Source organism: Streptomyces sp. NBC_01294 (assembly GCF_035917235.1).
Taxonomy (GTDB): domain Bacteria; phylum Actinomycetota; class Actinomycetes; order Streptomycetales; family Streptomycetaceae; genus Streptomyces; species Streptomyces caledonius.
In genome coordinates, this window is record NZ_CP108423.1 from 1881808 (window position 1) to 1905907 (window position 24100).

Annotated in this window: 8 protein-coding genes; 1 reads left to right on the forward strand and 7 read right to left on the reverse strand. The window is 72.3% G+C overall.

Annotated features, from left to right (window positions below; translation table 11 throughout):
- Positions 1 to 10: 10 nt before the first annotated feature.
- The 7 genes from OG534_RS08515 to OG534_RS08545 form a co-directional block, all read right to left on the reverse strand.
- On the reverse strand, positions 11 to 2140 hold the full coding sequence (locus OG534_RS08515) for an MMPL family transporter (RefSeq protein WP_326587482.1): 2130 nt from the start codon (positions 2138 to 2140) through the stop codon (positions 11 to 13).
- A 103-nt stretch (positions 2141 to 2243) separates the two neighbouring features.
- Entirely contained in the window at positions 2244 to 2501 is a 258-nt protein-coding gene (locus tag OG534_RS08520) for a hypothetical protein (RefSeq protein WP_326587483.1), read from the reverse strand.
- 3 nt (positions 2502 to 2504) lie between these two features.
- A complete protein-coding gene (locus tag OG534_RS08525) occupies positions 2505 to 2837 on the reverse strand; it encodes an ArsR/SmtB family transcription factor (protein ID WP_326587484.1) in 333 nt (110 codons plus the stop codon).
- Between the two features lie 134 nt (positions 2838 to 2971).
- On the reverse strand, positions 2972 to 4237 hold the full coding sequence (locus tag OG534_RS08530; protein WP_326587485.1) for an MFS transporter: 1266 nt from the start codon (positions 4235 to 4237) through the stop codon (positions 2972 to 2974).
- Positions 4234 to 17712: a non-ribosomal peptide synthetase gene (locus OG534_RS08535; RefSeq protein ID WP_326587486.1), complete on the reverse strand. Its 13479-nt coding sequence runs from the start codon at positions 17710 to 17712 to the stop codon at positions 4234 to 4236. The genes OG534_RS08530 and OG534_RS08535 overlap by 4 nt, the downstream gene beginning before the upstream one ends.
- Entirely contained in the window at positions 17709 to 22649 is a 4941-nt protein-coding gene (locus tag OG534_RS08540) for a non-ribosomal peptide synthetase (RefSeq protein WP_326587487.1), read from the reverse strand. The genes OG534_RS08535 and OG534_RS08540 overlap by 4 nt, the downstream gene beginning before the upstream one ends.
- A gap of 16 nt (positions 22650 to 22665) precedes the next feature.
- Positions 22666 to 22884, reverse strand: coding sequence for an MbtH family protein (locus tag OG534_RS08545; protein WP_053788479.1), 219 nt, complete (start codon positions 22882 to 22884; stop codon positions 22666 to 22668).
- Positions 22885 to 23383: 499 nt separating this feature from the next.
- On the opposite strand from OG534_RS08545, the gene OG534_RS08550 reads away from it, so the two are divergent.
- On the forward strand, positions 23384 to 23968 hold the full coding sequence (locus OG534_RS08550) for a TIGR00730 family Rossman fold protein (protein WP_326587488.1): 585 nt from the start codon (positions 23384 to 23386) through the stop codon (positions 23966 to 23968).
- The last annotated feature ends 132 nt before the right edge of the window (positions 23969 to 24100 follow it).

Sequence of the window (24100 nt, forward strand, 5' to 3'; positions counted from 1 at the left end):
CTCTTGCTCCTCATACTCGGACAGGGCCCCCCGCAGGAGCCTGCGCCGCGTCGCTATCGTTCTTCTCTACGTGCAGGTCGGCGGCGCCCTCGGAGTGCCGGACGAGCTTGTTGGGCCACCAGAAGCGGCGGCCGATGTCCGTGGCGAGGCCGGGCACGAGGACCGTGATCACCAACAGGACCTCCAGCAGGACCCCCAGGCCGACCATGACACCGATCTCGGCCATGGCAACGAGCGGCAGCACCGCGAGGACGGCGAAGGTGGCCGCGAGAACGGTTCCCGCGCTGAGGATCACGCCCCCGGTGGCCGCGAAGGCACGGCGCACGGCCTCGCGCGGGGTGCCGTGCGCCGCCTCCTCGCGCATCCGGTCCACCAGGAAGATCGTGTAGTCGACACCCAGCGCCACCAGGAAGATGAACCCGTAGAGCACCAGCGACGTGTCCACGGCCGGCCAGTCGAAGAGGTGCCGGAAGAGCAGCCAACTGGCGCCGAGGGTGGCGAAGTACGAGACCACGACGGCGCTGACCAGGATCAGCGGGGCCAGCAGCGAGCGCAGCAGGATGATCAGGACCAGCATGGTGACCGCGAGCGCCAGCGGGATGATCACCTTGCGGTCGTGGTCCTGGGCACGCGCCACGTCGAGGGTGGCCGCGGTGTTGCCGCCCACGAGCACGTGGGCGTCGGGAAGGTCGGCCGCGGCCGTGCGCATCCGGTCGATGGTGTCCTGGGCCTCGGGGCTGTTGGAGGCGTCGGACAGGACGACGGAGAGGGAGGCGAGTTCGCCGTCGGTGGACAGGCGCGGCTTCTGCACCGCGGCCGTGCCCTCGACCCGGAGCCGCTGCGCGGCCTCCGCGGCGTCCTCGGCATCGACGATCACCCGGGCGGGCCGGGCCGCGCCGCCGGGGAAGTGCTGGGCGAGCAGTTGCTGGCCGGCCACGGAGCCGGTCTCGGTGCGGTAGATGTGCTTGTAGTCCAGGCCGGTCTTGACGCCCATGCTGCCCAGGGCCAGGGCGCCCAGCACGAGGAGGGCGGCGACCCAGGAGACGCGGGGGCGGGCGGTGACGCCGGTGCCGATCCGTGCCCACAGGGTGGGCTTGTCGGCGACGGGGGCGTTGTGGCGGGGTACCAGCGGCCAGAAGATCCAGCGGCCGCACAGGACCAGGAGTGCGGGCAGCAGGGTGAGCGTGGCGAGCAGGGCGCAGGTGATGCCGACGGCGGCGACCGGGCCCAGCGCCCGATTGGACTTGAGCTCGGCGGCGAGCAGGCACAACAGGGCCAGGCAGACGGTGGCGGCGGAGGCCGCGATGGTGGTGGACGACTTGCGCAGGGCCGCCTTCATGGCGTCGTGGCGGTCCTCGTGGGCGCGGAGCTCCTCCCGGTAGCGGGAGAGCAGCAGCAGGGCGTAGTCGGTGCCCGCGCCGAAGACGAGGACGAGGAGGATCGCGGCGCCCTGGCTGTTGACGACCATCCCGGCGTGCACGGCCAGCAGGTAGACCACGGCCTTGGCGAGTTCGGCGGTGACACCCGCGACCAGCAGCGGCAGGATCCACAGCACCGGGCTGCGGTAGATGAGGAGCAGCAGCAGGGCGACGACGCCCGCGGCGACGTACAGCAGCGTGGTCTCGACGCCGCCGAAGGCGTCCGTGGAGTCGAGCTTGTCGCCGGCGGCGCCGGTCAGCCGGGCCTCCAGGCCGTCGGGCAGGTTGTCCTCGACCTGAGTCCGGACCTCCTTGATGTCCTGCGGCTTCGCGTCTCCGTCGAGGATCACCGGGAGGCTGAGCGCCTTCCCGTCCTCCGCCGCGATCGCGGCGGGCACGTCGCGGCCGGTGAGCGCGGAGATGCGGGCCCGGTCGCCGTCCACCTTGGCGAGGTCGGAGTCGGTGAGCTTGCCGTCCCTGGCGTAGACGACGACACCCGACAGGTCGTCACCGCCCGGGAAGCGGTCGGCCAGTTCGGCGACCGCGGTGGACTGGGCTCCCGAGGGGAGCGCCTGGGTGAACTCGTTCTTCTGGGCGCCGGCCAAGCCGCCTGCGAGGGGCACGGCGACGGCGGCGAGGACGAGCCAGGCGGCGAGGACGAACCATTTCGACCTGCGACCGCACGGCATGAGCGCGCCGAAGACGCGTTCGGCTAAGGACACGGGGGGCTCTTTCCATGGGAGGGATGACGCACATCAGGACTTCACTGGTGGCGCGGGGTCCGGACCTCGGGTGGCCGCCCTGTGGTCCGGAACTCCGGCCGGGTCACTCGACTTCGCGCATCATCTTCTCCATGGAGTCGAGACGGACCCTGATGTCGTTGATCTCGCCGACCAACTGGCCCTGGCGCTCGCTGATCTGCTCCAGCAGCACGCGGTAGCCGTCCTTGCTGGCCGCGGCGCGGGCCTGGTAGATCTTCACGGCCGCGAAGGCCGCAGCGACGAGCACCACCGCGATCACGGTCAGCAGTGTCTTGTCATTGGAGCTCGTCCAGGCGTCTGCGGCGTAACTTGCCCCGTACATGCGCTACTTACCAGCCTTCTCGTTGTCTTCGGTGAGGGTCGGGACGAGGGCGGCGACGGTGGCGGCGCTCAGCTCGAAATCGAACGGCGCGACCTCGAAGTACTTCATCGCCTTGCCGTTCTCCGACACTTCCAGGGCTCCGGTGATCAGACCCGCGGCCTCCAGGCGTTGCAGATGCATGTGCAGGAGGGGCCTGCTCATGCCCATGTCGCGCGCCAGCTGACTGACGTAGTTCCGTCCGTCGGCCAGCGCCGCCACGATCCGCAGACGGTGCGGATTCGCAAGCGCCGAGAGCATCCTCAGCAACTGGTCACCTGTCATAGTCTCGTGACTCATGGCCACATCCTCTAACACGTGTAAGAAGATTCTGACACGTGCCCGACGGACCGTCAACACAAAGGCCCGTACGACCTGTCGGCGTCGTACGGGCCTCGTGCTCACGCGGTGGCGCACCCGGGTCGGGCGCCCGATCAGGACATGTCCAACCGCCGAACGGACGGGCTGGCCACGGCCGTCAGGGCCAGCAGGCACATCGCGCCGCCCAGCCCCAGAACCGTCCAGGTGGCGCCGAAGTGATCCAGCAGGAAGCCGCCGGCCAGGGCCCCGAGGGGCACCGTGCCGTAGGCGACGAGCGTCGCCACACTCAGCAGCCGGCCCTGCATCTCGTCCGGCGTCGCCTTCTGCTGGTACACCGCCGCCGCCACGTTCCACAGCGCACCCGCGTAGCCCATGCCGGCGAACAGGACTCCGAGGGCCACCGTGTCGCGCACGTACGCCACTTGCGGCATCAGCAGGGCCCAGGCGGCGTTGCAGCCGATGACGACGGCCGGCAGGGACACCTTGCGCATCCACCACGAGGCGGTGAGCGCGCCCAGCGTGCCGCCCACGCCGGACAGGGCGAAGATCAGGCCGATGGTGAAACCGACCTCGCCGTCCGAGCCGCCGCCCTCCCGCACGATGTACTGCAGGGCCAGGCTGAGCCCGGCGAAGAGCATGTTGGTCCCGGCGATCAGTCCGGCGAGCACCCGGACGAACGGCTGGCTCCAGGCCCAGACCAGGCCGGCCCTCAGCTCCGTGAAGAAGCCCTTGACGCCGCCCGACGGCTTGCCCGCCCGCTCCGCCCCGAACTTCCTCTTGATCACGAGCAGTGTGAACAGCGACACCACGTTGGAGAGCGCCGTGCACAGGAAGGGCGCCCAGCGCACCAGCCCGAAGAGCAGGCTGCCGACGGGCTGTCCCAGCAGACCCGCCGCACGCTCGCGGGCCTCGTTCCGGGACAGCGCCCTGGACAGGTCCTCCGGCCGCACCAGGTGGCGTACGGCGGCCCGCTCCGAAATCCGGTAGAGGATCGTCAGACCGGACTCGACGAACGCCACGGCCGCCACGTGCGCCAGCCAGAAGTGCCCGGTCAGCAGCGCGGCCACCAGCGAACCGATCGCCGCCAGCCGCCCGATGTCGCACGCGATCATCAACCGGCGCCGGTCCCACCGGTCGATGACTCCCCCGACGAGGAGCTGGAGGACGTACGGCAGGTTGGCGCAGAAGGCCACGACTCCCGCATCGCCCGCCGACCCCGTGTGGGCGAGGACCAGCATCGGGTACGCGATCACGCTGATCCGCGAGCCGATGAAGGAGATCCCCGCTCCGGCCCACAGCAGGCGGAAGTCGCGGTTCTCGCGCAGCGCCGGCGGCTGCGGGCGCTGCGCGGGCTCCTGCGTCGCGGTCTGCTCGCTCACGCCTCCATCACGTCCCGGACCAGCTCCGCGAGCCGGCCGGCGGCAGGCGTTCCCAGGATGTCCTCGTGGCTGCCCGTCACGCGCGTCACCCGCAGACCGCCGCCCGCCAATTCGGCCCAGCGGGCCAGGTACTTCTCGTAGGGGTGACCGCACGAGACCGAGTGGGTCCCGGCCGCGCACTCGTCGGTCACCACCACGTGGACCGGGGAGACGGTCGGCGCGTAGCGGTACTCGCCCGTCGCCCGGGTCAGCGCCCGCCATGTCTCCAGGTGCCCGGCGAGATCCGCGCGGGACTCCTCGTCCACCTGTGCGGGAAGCACCCGCGCCGCGCCGGGCGCCGGATCCAGGTCGGCGAGCGGGTCGATCAGCAGCAACCGCGGTACGGCCGAGCCTCGCTCGGTCAGCAGCCGGGCCATCTCCCAGGCGAGCGTGGCCCCCGAGGACCAGCCGAGCAGCGTGTGCGGGCCCTGGGGACGAACGGCGAGCAGCTCGGCGACGTAGCGCGCCGCCATCTCGCCCACGCTGCCGGTCCGACGGCACTCGAACGCCGCGAGCGGCCGCTCGCCCTCCAGCGCGCCGGCCAACGGCAGGAACCAGTGCGCGCTGCCCCCCTCGGTGTGGGGCACGACCAGCGGCATTCCCTCGGTGGTGGCGTTGAGCCACACGAGGGAGCGCTCCTGCGCCGTCACGGGGGCCGCCTCGAGCCGTGCCGCGAGTCCTGCGACCGTACGGCCCTCCAGGACGTCCCTCAGGGTGATCGTCAAGCCCTGCTTCTTGGCCATCGCGACGATCCGCAGCATCAGCAGCGAGTGGCCGCCGAGGTCGTGGAAGTCGTGTTCCACCCCGACCTCGGCCAAGCCCAGCGCCGTCGCCCAGATCTCGGCCAGCTTCCGCTCGGTCGCGTTGCGCGGGGCGACCGCCTCCTGCACCGGACCGGCCTCGTCCGGCACGACCAGTGCCTTGCGGTCGACCTTGCCGTTCTGGTTCAGCGGCACCTTCTCCAGGGCGACGAACACCGAGGGCACCATGTAGGCGGGCAGCCGGCGGGCGCAGTGCGCCGCCAGCTCGGCCGGCTCGGGAAGCACGCCCTCGACCGGCACGTACCAGACCGCCAGGCGGCCCCGGTGAACGCCGACGATCACATCGTGGAGCATCTCGTGGGCGGCGAGCACCGACTGGACCTCGCCCGGCTCGATGCGGTACCCGCGGATCTTGATCTGATCGTCGGCCCGGCCCAGGAAGTCGACGTTGCCGTCCGGCAGCACCCGGCCGATGTCCCCGGTCCGGTAGAGGCGGGAGCCGGGCGGGCCGAACGGGTCGGGCACGAAGGACGCCGCCGTACGGGCCGGCAGCCCGGCGTACCCCCGGGCGAGCCCCGCGCCGCCGATGTGGACCTCGCCGTTGACACCGACCGGCAGCGGCTGCATGAACCGGTCCAGCACGTACATCGTGGTGTTGGGGATCGGCAGACCGATCGGCACCACGTCACCCGCGCGCGGTCCGTCGATGTCGTACGTGCTGTTGGCGACCGAGATCTCCGTCGGCCCGTACTCGTTGAGCAGCAGCGGTCCGGCGTGCTCGCCGACCAGGTCGTACCAGCGGTCCACGATCCGGCCCGGGAACGAGTCGGCTCCCACGGCCAGCAGCGAGGCGAGCGAGGCCGCACGGTCCGCGTCCAGCTGGTGGGTGAGCAGATCGAGATGCCCGGGAGTCATCTTGATGAAGCTGAACGGAGCCGCTTCCGACAGGAGCCGGCCCAGATCCTCCATCGCGAAGCCCTCGGGCAGCAGCGTGACCGGCTCACCCTTCATGAGCGGCGCGTAGATGTTCGGCACCACCATGTCGAAGGCGATCGACGAGAACAGCGGGGCGCCGCCCGTACCGTGGGCGCCGTAGGCCTCGACGGCCCACCACAGGTAGGTGGCCAGGCCGCCGTGCGGGATCTGCACGCCCTTGGGGCGGCCGGTGGAACCGGAGGTGTAGATGATGTAGGCCAGCGTCTCGGGGTCCGTCGGGCTCCCGGCCTCCGGGGCCGTGGAGGGCCTGCCCGCACCGGCCGCGATCAGCGTACGCCCGGCGAACCCGGCCGTGACGGCGGTGTGCTTCTGCTCGGTGAGCACCACCCTCGCCCCCGAGTCCTCCAGCATGTAGCCGATCCGGTCGGCGGGCAGTGCCGGGTCCAGCGGCACGTACGCGCCGCCGGCCTTCCAGATGCCGAGGAACGCGGCGATGAGCTCCGGGCCCCGGTCGAGCAGCACTCCGACCGTGGACTCCGGGCCGACGCCCAGCTCCCTCAGATGGTGCGCTATGCGATTGGCCCACTCGTCCAGGTCGCGGAACGAAAGCTGGACCTCGCCCCCGAAGGCCACCACGGCGATCGCGTCGGGCGTCGTGCGCGACCGCTCCTCGATGACCTCGTGGACGCAGCCGCCGGGGCGTTCGGCGGTGCGGCTGTTCCATTCGCCCAGTTGCCGGTCGCGCTCCCCGCCGGGCAGGCAGGTGGCGCGCGCGTCCCCGTCGGCTCCGTCGGCCATCGCCTCCAGGACCGCGCGGTACATCCGCCCGATCCGCTCGGCGTTCGCGCGGCTCAGGGTGCCGGTGGAGGTCGACAGAACGATGTGTCCGTCGGCCGTGGTGACGGTGAGGGCCGACTCGTTCGTGGACTCCCCGGTGACTTCGGCCGCGTCCACCAGGTCCGTCTCCAGCTCCTGGAAGTCCAGGTAGTTGAAGAGAACGTCGATCATCCGACCGCCGCCCAGCGCGCGCTGGATGGCGGGCAGCGGGTGGCGTCGGTGCGGCCACAGCTCGACCTCGCGGTCGAAGACCTGCCCGACGAGGTCCGACCAGGTCCGCGCACTGCGGTCGAAGGCGAACGGCACCGAGTTCAGGTACATGCCGTAGACGCGCTCGGCGCCCGCGGACTCGGGCCGCGCGTCGCACACCAGCCCGCCGAAGAAGGCTTCCTCGTCGGTGAGCTGGCTCATCACCTTCAGGTGCGCGGCGTGGAGCACGCTCTTGATCGAGGCCCGCGCTCCCGTCGCCAGGCTCCGCAGCCGCTCGTCCAGGTCCCGGTACGCCACCTTCACCCGGAACGGGGTGTCGGGGCCTTCCTCGTCTCCCCAGCCCGCGGGCAGGGCGAGCTTGGGGAGGCCGGCCGCTGTCCGCTCCCAGTAGGAGCGGTCCGCGTCATCGGCGAGTGACGCCAGTTCACCCGCGACGAAGTCGGCGTAGCGGACGGCGGGCGGCTCGTACGGCAGGAGCTCCAGGCCGTCGCGCAGCCGCTCGTACACGCCGATCAGCTCGGTGAGCAGCGAGTGGTGGCTCCAGCCCTCCAGGATGGCGTGGCAGTGGGTGGCGGTCAGCCACCAGTCGCCGTCCCCGCCGATGTGTACGGCCAGCCGCAGCAGGGGAGCCTTCGCCAGCTCGAACAGCTCCCGCCGCTCCCCGGCGGTGAACTCCCGCAGGGCGACGACACGTTTCTGCTCCGCCATTGCGCGCAGGTCGTGCACGGAGACGGGCAGGGCGGTGTACCGGTGGACCAGCTGGAGCGGCACGGTGTACGCGTCGAGCTCGATCGAGGTCCGCAGCACGTCATGCCGGGAGGCGAGGATCTGCGCGGCCTCCCGCAGGGCGTCCGCCGAGAACGGTCTGCCGTCCCGGATCCGGAAGGAGCTGACGTTGTGGTAGTTGTGTTCGCCGCCCTCGCCCGACAGCAGCTCGACGAGCATGCCGAGCTGGACCTGTGACAGCGGGTAGGCGTCGGCGAGACCACCGGGCAGGGCCGCCCGGTCCTCGGCGGACACCAGGGCGAAGGGCTCGGTGAAACGCTCGGGGCCCGCGGTGCCCTCGCGGCCCTCCAGGAGCCGCGCCAGGCCGGCCACGGTGCGGTGCGCGAACACGTCCTGTACCGAGACGTCGAAGCCGTCCCGGCGCAGGGCGCCGACGAGCGAGACCGCCTTGATCGAGTCGCCGCCGAGGTCGAAGAAGGCGTCCTCGGCCCCGACCCGCACCACGCCCAGCACGTCTCGCCACACCGCGGCGATGCGCTCCTCCGACGCCGAGCGCGGGGTGATGTACTCCTCGTCCGAAGGGCCCCAGGACGGGTCGGGCAGCTGCGCCCGGTCCACCTTGCCGTTGGCGGTCAGCGGGATGCGGTCCAGCGTGACGGTCGCCGCGGGCAGCATGTACGCGGGCAGCCGCGCGGAGAGGTGCTCACGCAGCTCGGCCGCAGCCGGGGCGGCGCCGGGCGCCGCCACCACGTAGCCGATCAGTTCCCTGCCGCCGTCGTCGGCCGCGCGGGCCACCACCACGGCCTGCCGGATCAGCGGGTGGGCGGTGAGCGCCGACTCGACCTCCCCGGGCTCGATGCGGTACCCGCGGACCTTGACCTGGTCGTCGGTGCGGCCGAGGAAGTCCACTCCGCCGTCGGGCAGTACGCGTGCCAGGTCGCCGGTGCGGTAGAGCCGGGATCCCGGCGCACCGTACGGGTTGGGCACGAACCGCTCGGCGGTCGGGCCCGAGCGGCCCAGGTAGCCGCGGGCCAGGCCGTCACCGCCGATGTAGAGCTCGCCCGTGACGCCCGCCGGCACCGGTTCCATGAACGGGTCCAGCACGTGCAGCGTGGTGTTCGGCAGGGGCCGGCCGATGGGCAGGTGCTCACCGGTTTCCGCGCCGTCGGCGAAATGCACCGCGTTGCCGACGGTGGCCTCGGTCGGTCCGTATTCGTTGACCAGCTTGACCGGGCGGCCGCCGCGGCACAGTCGCCGCCAGCGGGAGGCGAGGGCGGTCGAGAAGGCCTCGCCTCCCACGACCGTCATCCCGGCGATCTCTGCCGCCTGGCGCGGGCCGAGCTGTTGCGTCAGGAGGTCGAGCAGCGCGGGCGCCGCCTTGACGAAGCTGAAGGGCCCGTTCTCCAGCAGCAGCAGGCCGAGGTCCTCGACGGGGAGGTCCGCCGGGAACACCGTGACGTGCTGGCCCGTCATGAGAGGCGCCCAGAGGACGGGGACGACCATGTCGAAGGCGGTCGAGGACAGCAGCGGGGCGCCGCCCGTGCCGCATGCGGTGTACTCCTCGACCGTCCACCAAAGGTAGTTGGCCAGTCCTCGGTGCGTGATCTGGACGCCCTTCGGACGCCCGGTGGAGCCGGAGGTGTAGATGACGTACGCGATCAGGTCGGGGTCGATGACGCGCCTGGGCGCCGTGGCCGGGCGGGCCGCGATGGCCGCTGCGTCACGGGCGAGCACCACGGTCCGTCCGCCGTGGGCCGGAAGCCCGAGCCCGCTGTCGGTGATCACCACGGACGATCCGGAGTCGGCCAGCATGTAGCCGATCCGTTCCTGCGGCAGGGCGGGGTCCAGCGGGACGTACGCTCCGCCCGCCTTCCACACGGCGAGGAAGGCCACCAGCAGCTCGGGACCGCGCCCGAGGTACACGCCGACCGAGCGGTCCGGCCCGACGCCGAGGTCACGCAGGTGGTGCGCGAGCCGGTTGGCCCGCTCGTCCAGCTCCCGGTAGGAGATCCGGACGCCGTCCTCGGTGCCGACGACGGCGACGGCGTCGGGCGTCCTGGCCGCCTGCCGCTCGATCACCTCGACGACGGTGCCCGCCGGGCGGACCGCGGTCACGCCGGTGTCGTGCGCCGACAGCAGCTCGTGCTCGGCCGCGGGCAGGTACGCCGCGGTGGCGTCGCCCTCCGGGTCGGTGGCCATGGCCTCGAGGACCAGCCGGTACATCCGCGCGATCCGCTCGGCGTTGGCGCGGCTCAGCGAGCCGGTGGAGGTGGCGAGCGTGAAGCTACCGCCGGCCGTGGTGACGGCCAGTGCGAACTCCGTGCCGCCTTCGGCGAGGGCGCCGGCGGTGTCGAGCATGTCCGTCTCGAAGGCCCGGAAGTCCAGATACGTGAAGTGGACGTCCACCAGACGGTTCGTGCCCAGGGCGCGCTGGATCGCGGGCAGCGGGTGCCTGCGGTGCGGCCACAGCTCGATCTCGCGGGCGAAGGTCCGCTGGGCGAGCTCCGACCAGGTTCGGGCGGTTCGATCGAACGTGAAGGGCACGGTGTTGAGGTACATGCCGTAGACGCGGTCGGCGCCGATGGCCTCGGGCCGTGCGTCGCACGCCAGGCCCGTGAGGAAGCCGTCCTCCTCGGTGAGCTGGCTCATCACCTTCAGGTGCGCGGCGTGCAGCACGCTCTTGAACGAGGTGCGGGACCGGGCCGCCAGCGCCCGCAGGGCCTCCTCCAGGTCGTGGTAGGGCACGTCGAGGCGGAACGGCGTGCCGGGCCCGTCGCCCTCCGTGGTGTCGCCCCAGCCCTCGGGCAGGGTGAGCTTGGGCCGGCCGGCCGCCGCGGCCTTCCAGTACGCCTGGTCCTCCTCGGAGGCCAGCGACTTCTGCTCGGCCGCGATGAAGTCGGCGTAGCGGACGGCGGGGCGGTCGTACTGCGGCACGTCGATGCCGTCCCGCAGCCGACCGTACGCGCCGACCAGCTCGGTCAGCAGGCCGTGGTGGCTCCAGCCGTCCAGCACGGCGTGGCACTCGGCGACCGTCAGCCACCAGTTGTCGTCGTCGGCGACGTGAACGGTCAGTCGCAGCAGCGGAGCGATGCCGATGTCGATCGGCGACCGCCGCTCCCGCGCGGTGGACTCGGTGATGGCCAGGGTGATGTCGGCCTGCGACCGGCCGCGCAGGTCGTGCACGGTCAACGGAATCCGTGCCGTCGGATGCACCAGTTGCAGCGGCACCGAGTAGCTCGTCAGGTCCAGCGACGTGCGCACGATCTCGTGCCGCTCCGCGACGATCCGCGCGGCCTCGCCCAGTGCGTCAGCGGAGAACGGCACCCCGTCACGGATCCGAAAGGCCTCCACATTGTGGTACAAACCATCGCCGCGGCCCGTCAGCATCTCGACGACCATGCCGAGCTGGAGCTGCGAGAGCGGATAGGCGTCGGCCAGCCCGGGCGGCAGCACGGACCGGTCCGCCTCCGGCACCAGCGCGAACGGCTCGGTGGGCGCCTCGGACACGGCCGGGGCGGGCCGGCCGCTCAGGTGGGCGCTGAGCCCGGAGACCGTACGGTGCGCGAACACGTCCCGTGCCGACACGTCGTAGCCTGCCGCGCGCAGCGAACCGACCAGCCCGATCGCCTTGATCGAGTCGCCTCCGAGGTCGAAGAAGCCGTCCTCGGCGCCGACCCGCTCGACGCCCAGCACCTCGGACCAGATCACGGCGATGCGCTGTTCGTCAGCCGTCCGCGGGGCCACGTAGGCGTGCGCGGCCGGCCGGGCGGTGGGGGCGGGCAGCGCCCGGCGGTCCACCTTGCCCGCGGTGTTCAGCGGCAGGGCGTCCATCTCCACCCACACCGCCGGGATCATGTAGTCGGGAAGGACCAGGGCGAGGCGCTGCGCGAGGCCCTCGCTGCTGCCGACGACGTAGGCCACGAGGACGTGGCCGTCTTCGCCCTCGCCGTACGCGAGCACGGCCGCGTCCCGCACCTGGTCCAGCGCCAGCAACCGGGCCTCGATCTCGCCCAGTTCGATCCGGTGTCCGCGCACCTTGACCTGGTGGTCGGTTCGTCCCAGGAACTCCAGATCGCCGTCCGGGCGCACTCTTACCAGGTCGCCGGTACGGTACAGCCGTTCGCCGTCGGCCGCGGGGTGCGAGACGAACCGCTCCGCCGTCAGGTCCGGCCGGCCGAGGTAGCCGCGGGCCACACCGGCGCCGCCGATGGCGAGTTCACCGATGACGCCGACCGGCACCCTCCGGCCTCGTGCGTCGAGCACGTACACGCTCGTGTTGGTGATCGGCCGGCCGATCAGGACGTCACCGGCGTCCGCCGGGACCTCCCAGGCCAGCGACCAGATGGTCGTCTCGGTCGGGCCGTACACGTTGACCAGGCGGTTCACCCGGGCGCGCAGATCGCGGGCAAGGGGCGCGGGCAGCGTCTCACCGCCCGCGAGGGCCGTGACGCCCGGCTCGTCGAAACCGGCCTCCAGGAGGACCTTCCAGCCGGAAGGGGTCGCCTGGACATGGCTCACCCGCTGGTCGCGGATCAAGGCGAGCAGCGCCTCGCCGTCCATCGCCTCGCCGTCACCGGCCAGCACGACACGGGCACCGGTGGTCAGCGGCAGGAACAGCTCCAGCCCGGAGATGTCGAAGGACAGTGACGTGGAGGCCAGCCAGGCCTCGGCGCCGACCAGCCCGTCCATCGCGCCGAGCAGGTTCGTCAGCGCTCCGTGCGTGACGGCTACGCCCTTGGGACGGCCGGTGGAACCGGACGTGTAGATGACGTACGCCAGCCGGTTCGCGTCGGAGGGCTCCCGCGCGAGCGCCGGGCCGGCGAGGGCGTCGGACAGCAGCACGGGTCGCGCCACCCGCCCCGCGTGCGCCGGCTCGGTGACGACCGTGAGGGCGCCGGCGTCGGCGAGGGTGAAGGAGATCCGGTCGTCCGGCAGGGCCGGGTCGAGCGGAAGGTAGGCGGCGCCCGCCTTCCAGATGCCCAGCAGGACGGCGAGGAGGTCCGGCGTACGGGAGAGCAGGACGCCGACCACGGACTCCGGGCCGGCGCCGCGGGCGCGCAGGCTCCCTGCGACCCGGTCCGACCGCTCGTCCAGCTCGCGGTACGTCAGGGACGTGCCGGCACCGCTGACCGCGATGGCGTCGGGCCGCAGCCGGGCATGGACGTGCACCAGTTCGTGCGCCGCGGAGTCGAGGCGCTCGGCCGCCGTCTCGTTGAGCGCGTCGAGCAGTTCGTGCTCGCCGTCGAGGAGCGGGACCTGGGAGGCGTCGCCGTCGGGGTCGGCCAGCATGAGCTCCAGGACCGTGCGGTAGAGCGCCGTCAGCCGGTCCGCGTTCGCCTTGCTGATCACATGCGTGTTGACGGTGATCGAGAAGTGCTTCGCCTGGGTGGTGACCCGCAGCGAGAACTCGTTGGGGCTGATGTCGATCGTCTTGATGTAGTCGACGAGCTCGGTGTCGACCACATGGAAGTCGATGAAGTTGAAGTAGACGTCGATCAGCCGCTCGCCGCCCGCCGCCCGCTGGATCGCGGGGATCGGGTGCCGCCGGTGCGGCCAGATCTCGATCTCCCGGGCGAAGACCTGCTGGACCAGCTCCACCCACGTCCGCGCACTGCGGTCGAAGGGGAAGGGCACGGTGTTGAGGTACATGCCGTGGACGCGGTCGGCGCCCTGCTTCTCGGGCCGTGTGTCGCAGACCAGGCCCGAGAAGAACTCGTCCTCCTCGGTGATCATGCTCATCACCTTGAGGTGCACCGCGTGCAGCACGCTCTTGAGCGAGACCCGGGCCTGTGCGGCGAACGCCTTGATCTCGTCGAGCACGTCGGAGAACGGGACGCCCGTGCGGTAGGTCTCGCGGGGCACGGCCAGATCTCCGTGCCACCCGGTCGGCAGCCGCAGGGCCGGCCGCCCGGACACGATGCCCGACCAGTACGCCCGGTCCTCCTCGGAGGCCAGCGACTTCTGCTCCGCCGCGATGAAGTCGGCGTACCGGACCTCCGGTTGCTCCACCGGCTCGGGCCGCTCGCCCGCGCGCAGCCCGCGGAAGAGGTGCAGGACCTCCATGAGCAGCTGGTGGTAGCTCCAGCCCTCCAGTACCGGGTGGCACTCGGTGATGGAGAACCACCAGACGCGGTCCTCGGTGAGGTGCGCGGTCAAGCGCAGCAGCGACGGCTTGGCGAGGTCGAACATCCGCTCGCGTTCCTCGGCCATCCACTGGCGGATCGCCGGGTCCTGCTCCTGCTCGGGCAGCCCGCGCAGGTCGTGGACGGCGGAGGGTACGCGGGCGGTGGCGTGCACCAGCTGGATCGGCTGCGAGTAGGCGGACAGCTCGAAGGAGGTACGGAGGTTCTCGTGGCGCTCGGCGACGATCTGCGCGGCCTGGTGAAACGCCTCGGCCGAGAACGCGGCGTCGTCGGTGATCTTCATGGTGGTGACGTTGTGGTAGTTCCGCTCGCCGCTGTCGGCAAGCATCTCGACCACCATGCCCAGCTGCACGCCGGACATCGGGTAGGCGTCGACGACGCCCTCGGGCAGGCGCGCCCGGTCGCGTTCGGAGATCATCGAGAACGGCTCGACCGGCGGTTCCTCGCCCACCAGGGCGGGCTGCCCGGACAGATGGGCGCACAGCGCGGCGACCGTCCGGTACTCGAAGATGTCGCGGACGGCGACGTCGAATCCGGCGGCGCGCAGCGCACCGGTCAGTGCCACCGCCCGCACCGAGTCGCCGCCGAGGTCGAAGAAGCCGTCCTCGACGCCCAGCTGGTCCAGGGCGAGGACGTCCCGCCAGATGGCCGCCACACGCTCTTCGTCGGCGGTGCGCGGGGCGACGAAGCGCGTGCCGACCGCGAGGGCGGAGCCGCCCGGAGCAGGCAGGGCGCGCTTGTCGAGCTTGCCGTTGACGGTCAGCGGCAGGGCCTCCAGGGTGACGAAGGCGGCCGGGACCATGTACGGCGCCAGCGTGCGGCCGAGCTGGTCGCGCAGGCGCGACGGATCCACGTCACGCCCCTCGGCCGGGACGACGTACGCCACGAGGCGCTTGTCGCCGGGAGTCTCCTCGCGGACGACCACCACGGCGTCCTGGACACCCTCGGCGGCGATCAGCTGGTTCTCGATCTCGCCCGGTTCGATCCGGTAGCCGCGGATCTTGACCTGGTGGTCGATGCGGCCGGCGAACTCCAGATGCCCGTCGGCCGTCCGGCGCGCGAGGTCGCCACTGCGGTACATGCGTGAGCCGGGCGGGCCGAACGGATCCGGGACGAATCGCTGCGCGGTCAGGTCCGGCCTGCCCAGGTAACCGCGGGCCACGCCGGGACCCGCCACATGGATCTCGCCGGGCACGCCGGTGGGCGCCAGGTTGCCGTCCTGGTCGAGCAGGTAGATCCGCAGGTCGCCGAGCGGATCGCCGATCCGGTTGCCCGCCTGCCGGTCGAGGTCGGCCTCGGTGACCCGGTGGAAGGTCGAGTGGACCGTGGTCTCGGTGATGCCGTACATGTTCAGCAGCGCCGGCCGCTCCAGCCCCAGCCGGTCGGTCCACGGCCGCAGCTCGGGCACCTCCAGCTTCTCACCGGCGAACACGACGGCGCGCAGCGCGAGCCGCTCCAGGCGAGGATCGCCCTCCCCAACCGCGGCGACCAGCGAACGGAACGCGGTCGGCGTCTGGTTGAGCACGGTCACCCGGTGCTCGACGAGCAGGTCGAGGAAGTCCTCGGGAGAGCGGGCGGTCTCGAAGGGCACCACGACGAGCCTGCCGCCGTACAGCAGGCACCCCCACAGCTCCCACACGGAGACGTCGAAGGCGTACGAGTGGAACAGCGGCCACACGTCGGTGTCCGTGAAGCCGTAGTGCCGCTCGGCGGAGGTGAGCAGCCGGGCGACGTTGGCGTGGCTGAGGGCGACGCCCTTGGGGCGGCCGGTCGAGCCCGAGGTGTAGATCGCGTAGATCAGGTTGTCGGGTGTGGCGAGCTCCTCCGGGTCGCCCTCCGGGAGGGTGCTCAGGTCCTCCCGGTCCAGGACGACCGTCGCGCCCGTGTGGACCGCGGCGATCTTGTCCTCGTGGACGCTCTGGGTGATCACGAGCTGCGCGGAGGCGTCCTCCAGCACGAAGCCCAGCCGGTCGGCCGGCGATGCGGGGTCCAGCGGCAGGTATCCCGCGCCGGACTTGAGGATGCCGAGGAGGGCGGGCACCAGGTGGGCTCCGCGCTCCAGGCAGAGTCCGACCAGGGTCTCGGGGCCCGCGCCCAGGGCGCGCAGCCGGTGCGCGACGCGGTTGGCGCGGGCGTTGAGCTCGGAGTACGTCAGCGTCGTGCCGTCGGCGACGACGGCGACCGCGTCCGGCGTACGACGCGCCTGCGCCTGGAACAGCGCGTGCACGGTGCGGTCGACACCGTGGTCGAAGAGGTCGCCGCGGACGGCCGGTCCCGCAGGAGTCAGGGCCGCGGTCTCGGCCTCGTCGAGCACGTCAAGAGCGGAGAGGCGGGAGTCGGGCGACTCGGCGATCGCTCGCAGCAGCCGGCCGAAGTGGCGACCGAGACGCTCCACGGTCGGCGCGTCGAAAAGGGCCGTCGGGTAGAGGAATTCGCCGTCCAGCGATCCGTCCGGTCGCTCGGTCATCAGCAACGTCAGGTCGAATCGGGCTGATTTGACGCCGATGGGGAACTCGCTCATGGTCAATCCGGGCAGCGTGGCCTCGAAGGAACCGCTGCTGCGCAGCCCGAGCATCACCTGGAACAGCGGGCTGCGCGACAGGTCGCGCTCCGGCGCCAGTTCCTTGACCAGATGTTCGAACGGCACCTCCTGGTGGACCAGGGCGTCCGAGACCGTCTCCCGCGCGGTGGCGAGCAGGTCGCGGAAGACCGGGTCACCCTCCCACGTACTGCGCAGCACCAGCGTGTTGACGAAGAAGCCCACGAGGTTCGCGACCTCGGGCCGGCCGCGGCCCGCGACGGGCGAGCCGACGCTGATGTCGCGCTCTCCGGTGTAGCGGTACAGCAGCACGTTGAACGCGGCGAGCAGTACGGCGTACAGGGTCGCGTCCTGCTCGCGGCCGATCTCGCGCAGCTTTCCGGCGAGTTCCGCGTCCACCCGGAACGGCCGCATCTCGCCGGACCAGTCCCGCCGTGCCGGTCGCGACCGGTCGGTGGGCAGCTCCAGCGGAGCCGCACCGGTCAGCCGCTCACGCCAGTGGACCAGTGCGTCCTGGTAGCTGCGTCGCTCGGTCAGGGTCTCGCGCTCCCAGGCCGCGTAGTCGGCGTACTGGACGGCCAGCGGAGGCAGCGGGGAGGGGCGGCCCTCGATCCGCGCCTGGTAGAGGCCGCGCAGCTCGCGCAGCAGTACGTCGATGGACCAGCCGTCGAGCGCGATGTGGTGACAGGCGACGACCAGCACGTGGTCGTCCGCGGCCAGCCTCACCAGCCGCAGCCGGGCCGGCCAGTCGTGCTCCAGCGTGAACGGCCGCAGGGTCTCCTCGACCGCGAACGCGTGGGCACGTGCCTCGCGGTCGGCCTCGGGCACGTCCGTGAAGTCGACCAGCTCGTAGTCGCCCGGGCCGGCCGGGTCGATGATCTGCACGGGCTCGCCACCGACCGTGCCGTACCGGGTGCGCAGCACCTCGTGCCGCTCCACCACCTCGGCCCAGGCCTGGCGCCACGCGTCCTCGTCCAGGGCTCCGCGTATGCGCAGTGCGAGCGGCACCAGGTACTCGGCGGTGTCCGGGTCGAGCCGGTCGAGCAGCCACAGCCGGCGCTGCCCGTAGGACAACGGGAGCGGCTTGTCGCGGTCGGCGCGCGGTATCCCGGTGCGGCGGCTCCTGCCGCCACCCGCCAGGCGCCGGCGCAGCAGTTGCTCGCGCAGCGCGGCGGCGTTCGCGGTGGCGCCGGTGGAGTCCGCGGTGGCGCCGGTGGCCGACTCGGCGGCCGGTCCACCGACGGCCCCGGTTCCGGCAGGCGGGTTCGTCTGGCCGGTGCTCATGACTCGTACCCCTTCAGCTGTGTCGCGTCCGCCACCAGTTCGGCGTCGGACATGGCGGCGATCTCGGCCCTGATCTGTTCCTCGACGGCCGCCGCCTGTTCGGCGACGGTCGGCCCCTGGAACACCGCGCGGACCGGCAGGTCCACGTCGAACTCGTCCTGGATGCGGGCGATGAGCCGCACCGCCAGGAGGGAGTTGCCGCCCATCTGGAAGAAATTGCCGTGGATGCCGGCGTCGACGCCGAGCAGCGCCGTCCAGATCTCGTTGATCCGGGTCTCCACCGGATCGCGCGGTGCCCGGTGGCCCGCGGCGGCGACGACGGCGGACAGGTCCGGGGCGGGCAGGGCGCGCCGGTCGGCCTTTCCGTTGCGGTTGAGCGGCACCGCGTCGATCTCGATGAACAGCAACGGCACCATGTAGTCCGGCATCCGTTGCGCGCAGTGCGCGGACAGCGCCGCGGCGGCGGGCAGTCCGCCCCCGGCCGGCACGCAGTACGCGACCAGGCGCTTGTCCCCCGCGGCGGACTCGTCGACGACGACGACCGCCTCCCGGACGTCCGGGTGGGCACCGAGGACCGCGGCGATCTCGCCGGTCTCGACGCGGTAGCCGCGGATCTTGACCTGTCCGTCGATGCGGCCGAGGAAGTCGGCCGCGCCGCCGGGAAGGAGCCGGGCCAGGTCGCCCGTCCGGTAGAGCCGTGAGCCCGGCTCGCCGTACGGGTTGGGCACGAAGCGCTCCGCCGTCAGGGCCGGCCGGTCCACGTAGCCGTGGGCCAGGCCCGCTCCGGCGACGTACAGCTCACCGGTCACCCCCACCGGCACCTGGCGCAGCTCCGCGTCCAGCACGTGCGTGGTGACACCGGGCAGCGGACGGCCGATCGGCACGATCTCGCCGGGCTGCTCGCCCGTCACCGGGTGGATGGTGGAGCCGACGGACGCCTCGGTCGGCCCGTACTCGTTGATCAGCCGGCCGTCGCCCAGGATCTGCCGCCAGTGTTCCGCCAGTCGCGCCGGAAGGCCTTCCCCCGCGACGACCAGTACGGAGGCCAGGGACGCCGCCTGCTCGGTGCTGAGCTGGTGGGTGAGCAGCTCCAGGTGGCCCGGCGTGAGCTTGATGAAGCTGAACGGCCCGGCCTCGGCCAGTGCCCGGCCCAGGTCCGTCACCGGCAGCTCCCTCGGCAGCAGGTGCACGGTCTGCCCGCACAGCAGCGGCGCGTAGAGGTTCGGCACCACCAGGTCGAAGGCCGTCGACGAGAACACCGGCGCGCCCGTCGAGCCGTGTGAAGCCAGGTCGCGCACCGCCCAGCGCAGGTGCCCGGCCAGTCCGCGGTGCGGCACCTGGACGCCTTTGGGGCGCCCCGTGGAACCCGACGTGTAGATCACGTACGCGGTGGCGTCCGGGTCGGCCGCCACCTCGAGCGGCGCCGGCTCCTCCCCGGCCGCCTCGTGCGTGAGGACCAGTTCCCCCTGCCACACCTCGCCGAGCACGGCCGCGAACGAGGATTCGGAAATCACCGCCGTGGCACGCGAGTCGGCCAGCATGTACGCGATGCGGTCGGCCGGGAAGTCGGGGTCGACCGGCACGTATGCCGCCCCTGCCTTCCAGGTTCCGAGGAACGCGGCGAGCACGTCCGGTCCGCGCCCCAGCAGCACGCCCACCGTGTCGCCCGGTCCGACCCCGCGGCCGGACAGCCGGCGCGCGAAACGGGAGGCCCGCTCGTCCAGCTCGCGGTACGTCAGGAGCAGCGCCCCGAAGGACACCGCGACCGCGTCGGGCGTCGCCGTCGCCTGCTCCTCGAACATGCGCAGGGTGTGGGAGACCGGCCAGTCGGCGTCGGTGACGTTCCACCGGGCCAGTTGTGCACGCTCCGCCTCGGAGAGGAGCTCCAGCTCCCCGGTGCGCCGGTCCGGGTCGGCCCCGGCCTGGGCGAGGACGCGTACGAAGTGCTCGGCGAGGCGTTCCACGGTGGAAGCGTCGAACAGGGCCGTGGCGTACTCGATGCCTCCGATGTAGGAGCCGTCCTCGTTGCGCCGCAGGAAGAGCGTCAGGTCGGTCTTCGCGACGCCCCACGCCCGCGCCATGACGTCGGCGTCGGCGCCGCCGGACAGTCCGCCGGTCAGCTCCTGGTCGTGCAGGTCGAACGCGGCCTGATAGAGCGGTGTACGTGACAGATCGCGCTCCTGCTCCAGTTCCTGCACGACCCGCTCGAAGGGAACGTCCTGGTGCGCGAAGGCGAACAGACTCGCCGTCCGGGTACGCGCCACGACCTCGGCGAAGGTCTCCTGCGGAGCGCCCTGGGAGCGCAGCGCCAGGGAGTTGAGGAAGAAGCCCGGTACCTCGGCGGTCTCCGGGCGCAGCCGTCCCGCCACCGGAGTGCCGATCGTCAGGTCCCACTGGCCCGTGTGCCGGGCGAGCAGCACGCTGTACGCGGCCGCCAGCGTCATGAACGGCGTGGCCCCCTGCTCCCGGCCGACGGCGAGGGCGGCGTCGGCCACGTCCGCCGGCACCGTGAAGGAAACCACGGCGCCCCGGCCGTCGCGCAGCGCGGGCCTCGGGCGGTCGGTCGGCAGCTGGAGCGGCTCGCTGCCGTCGAGCGCCGTGCGCCACGCGGCGAGTCCGGCGGCCATCCGCTCGTCGGTCAGCTCACGGCGCTGCCACACGGCGTGATCGGCGTACTGGAGCGCCGGGGCGGGCAGGACCTCGCCCGCGTACAGGGCCCGGAAGTCACGCTCCAGCAGGACGGCCGACCAGCCGTCGCACGCCAGATGGTGCAGGGTCAGCAGCAGCACGTCGCCGTCCTCGGCGCGGATCAGCAGCGCCCGCCACACCGGCCCCTCGGCCAGGTCGAAACCGCGACCCGTCTCGACGCGTGCCTCGGCTGCCAGGTCGCCGGTCGCGGCCTCCCGCAGCTCGCAGTCGACCTCCGCGCTGATCACCTGGCGCGGCACGCCGTCGACCGACGGGTAGCGGGTGCGCAGGATCTCGTGGCGGGCCACGAGTGCCCGCAGGGTGTCGTGGACGGCGCCGAGGTCGGCCCGCCCGGGCAGCCGGACGAACAGCGGCACGGTGAACTCGGCGCTGCCCGGCGTCAGCCGGTCCAGGAACCACAGCCGCTCCTGGCCGAAGGACAGGGGCAGGATGCCAGTGCGGTCCGCCGGTGTGACCGGCGCCGGCGCGGCGCCGGTCCGCTCCAGCAGCCGTGCCTGCGCCTCGACGGTGAACGCGCCGTACAGGTCCTGGACGTGGATCGAGTCCCCACCGCCCGACTCGGCGCGCAGCCGCCCGGCGAGCCGGACCAGCAGCAGGGAGTGGCCGCCGAGCTGGAAGAAGTCGTCGTGGACCGAGACCCGTTCCACGCCGAGCAGTTCGGCCCAGACGCGCGAGACGGTCTCCTCGGCGGCGGTGCGCGGGGAGACGTACGACCCCGCGTCCGTGTCGAACACCGGGGCGGGCAGCGCCGATCGGTCGACCTTGCCGTTGGCGAGCAGCGGGAACGTGTCCACCTGTACGAAGACGGAGGGGACGAAGGGCGCCGGCAGCCGGTCGCGGAGATGGCCGCGCAGTTCCGCCGGAGAGGGGGTGCCGCGCACGTGCGCGGCGAGCCGGACCGTGCCGTCCGAGCCGCGGACGGCCGAGACGACCGCGCCGGACACCTCGGGGTGGGCGTTCAGGACCGCCTCGATCTCGCCCGGTTCGATGCGCACGCCGGCGACCTTGATCTGCTGGTCCAGGCGCCCCAGGTACTCCAGTTGGCCGTCCTCGCGCCAGCGGACGCGGTCGCCGGTACGGTACAGCCGGCTTCCCGGCTCGCCGTACGGATCGGGGACGAACCGCTCCGCCGTCTGGGCCGGCCGCCCGAGGTAGCCGCGGGCGACGCCGGCCCCGCCGACGTACAGCTCCCCCGGCACCCCGAACGCGGCCGGGTCCCCGGACGGATCCAGCACCAGCAGTCGCACGTTGTCGACGGGACGTCCGATGGGCACCTGACCGGCCCCGAGCGCCGGGTCGTGGCGGCCCGCGGAAGCCTCGACGGTGCATTCGGTCGGGCCGTAGGCGTTCCACACCTCGGCCTTCACCCGCTCCAGCAGCTCGGCGTGCAGCGGCTCGCCGCCGCACAGCAGCAGGCGCACCGAGTCGCACGTCCCCCAGGCCGGCTCCTCGACGAGCAGCCGCAGCACCGACGGGACCAGCTGCAGGATGGTCACGCCGTACTCGGCGACCGCGCCCGCGATCACCTTCGCGTCGCGCTCCGCGCCGGCCGGCGCCATGACGAGCGTGGCACCCGCGGCCAGCGGGGCGAAGAACTCCCATACCGCCGCGTCGAAGCTGACCGGCGTGCGCTGGAGCACCCGGTCGTGCTCGTCGATGCCGTGCAGGCGGATCTTCCAGTCGATGTGGTTGGTGATGCCTGCATGCGTGACGACGACGCCCTTGGGCTCACCGGTCGAGCCCGAGGTGTACAGGACGTATGCCGCGTTGGCCCCGTCGGCCTCCGCGCGGGGCGCGTCCTGCGGCACCGCGGCCGCAGGACCGGCAGCCGCAGGACCGGCGAGGGCGTCGGCGGCGATCAGGGGGCGCGCGCCGGTGCCGGCGAGCATCCCGGCCGCCGCCGCGTCCGTGACCACGACGGAGGCACCGGTGTCGGACAGCAGGCGGCGCACACGGTCGGCGGGGTGGGTCGTGTCCAGCGGTACGTAGGCGGCGCCGGCCTTCCAGATGCCGAGGAGCGCGACCACGAGGTCGAGCCCCCGGGGCAGAAGGACGCCCACGAGGCCTTCCGGGCCGACGCCCTGGGCACGCAGGTGACCGGCCAGCAGGCCGGCGCGCTCTTCCAGTTCTGCGTACGTGAGGTGCCGCTGACCGTCGATCACGGCGACGGCGCTGGGCGACTGGGCCGCCCGCAGCGCAACACGGTGGTGGAGAAGGGGACTCAACACTGCTCCTTCAGCTGGGTCAGGAAGCGGTCTGCTCGGCCATCCGGCGGCGCAGGCTCAGGGGTCGCATGTCGGTCCACACCTCGGCGATGTGGGCGAGGCACGCCTCGTGGGTGCCCTCGAAGCCCTCGGCGCGCCAGCCGGCCGGAAGTTCCCTGTCGGCCCACCAGAGCGAGTACTGCTCCTCGTCGTTGAGCACGACCCGGTGGGTGGTGGTTGCGTCGTTCACGGCGCTCATCAGCACTCCTCGTTGATGGAGTCGGGTGTTTCGGGTGATGGACGGTGGGTACGACTGCGCAAGGAGCACAGCTGTACTCGAAGGAATATTCGGCCGCCCCCTATATCCCGCCTATACGGCGTGAGCCGGGCCGTGCCTCCGGTGCGCCGGAGTGGGGCGCCGCGCCCGCTCCCCGGCCTTCCCTCGTCGCCGATTCCCGGGACCCGGGTCGCAGCGGAACCGCTGCGCCTCCTGGCGAAGCCCCCGGTCAACGGCCGGAGGACGGCGACCCGTCGAGGCCGCCGCGGACCACCACCCCGGTTATCGCCGCTTCTTCGGCCTACGGCGCGCGGGAATTCCCCGGCGAGGGCCGCGATCGGCGGCCTCACGCGGAGGTCACCGCGTCTCACCGCGCTGCTCACATCGGAGTTATGGGGCCGGTATAGGGCTCGCGGGCAGGGTCCCCCTCCGACAGACGCGGCCCGACCGCGGGCCGACCACCGCAGCAGTGGAGAGGTACATGTCCCATACCGTGCAACACCCCCAGCGTGTCGCCGTGTTCTGCGGGGCCAGGCCGGGCCGCGCAGCGCACCACACCGACCTCGCGTACGCCTTCGGCCAGGCGCTCGGTGCCCGCGGCCTCGGGCTGGTCTACGGAGCCGGCGGTGTCGGCGTGATGGGCGCGGTCGCCGACGGGGCCCTCGCCGCCGGCGCGGCCGTCACCGGCGTGATCCCGCACGATCTGCACGAGCGCGAGCGCCCCGACAAGGCCCGCGGCGAGATCTTCGTGGTCCGCAGCATGCACGAGCGCAAGGCGCGGATGTACCGGCTCGCCGAGGCCTTCGCCGTCCTGCCCGGCGGCTACGGCACCCTGGACGAGCTCATGGAGGTCGCCACCTGGAACCAGCTCGGCCTCCACGACAAGCCGATCGTCCTGGTCAACGCGCGCGGCTTCTTCGACCCCTTGATCGCCCTGCTCGACCACCTGGTGGCCGAGGGCTTCATGTCGGCCCGCGACCGCTCTCTCATCCAGGCGGGAACGGGCATCGAGGAATGCCTCGACCTGCTGCGCGTCCACACCCGCACGGCCGTGGCCACGGCCTGACGCCCCGCCGGTCCCGTCGACCGTCACCAACAGCAAAGGCCGCCTCCCCCACCGGGCTGTAACCCTGGCGCGGGAGGCGGCTCTCGTACGGACGATCCCTCAGCACATGCGTCGAGCGTGCGTCACACGCAC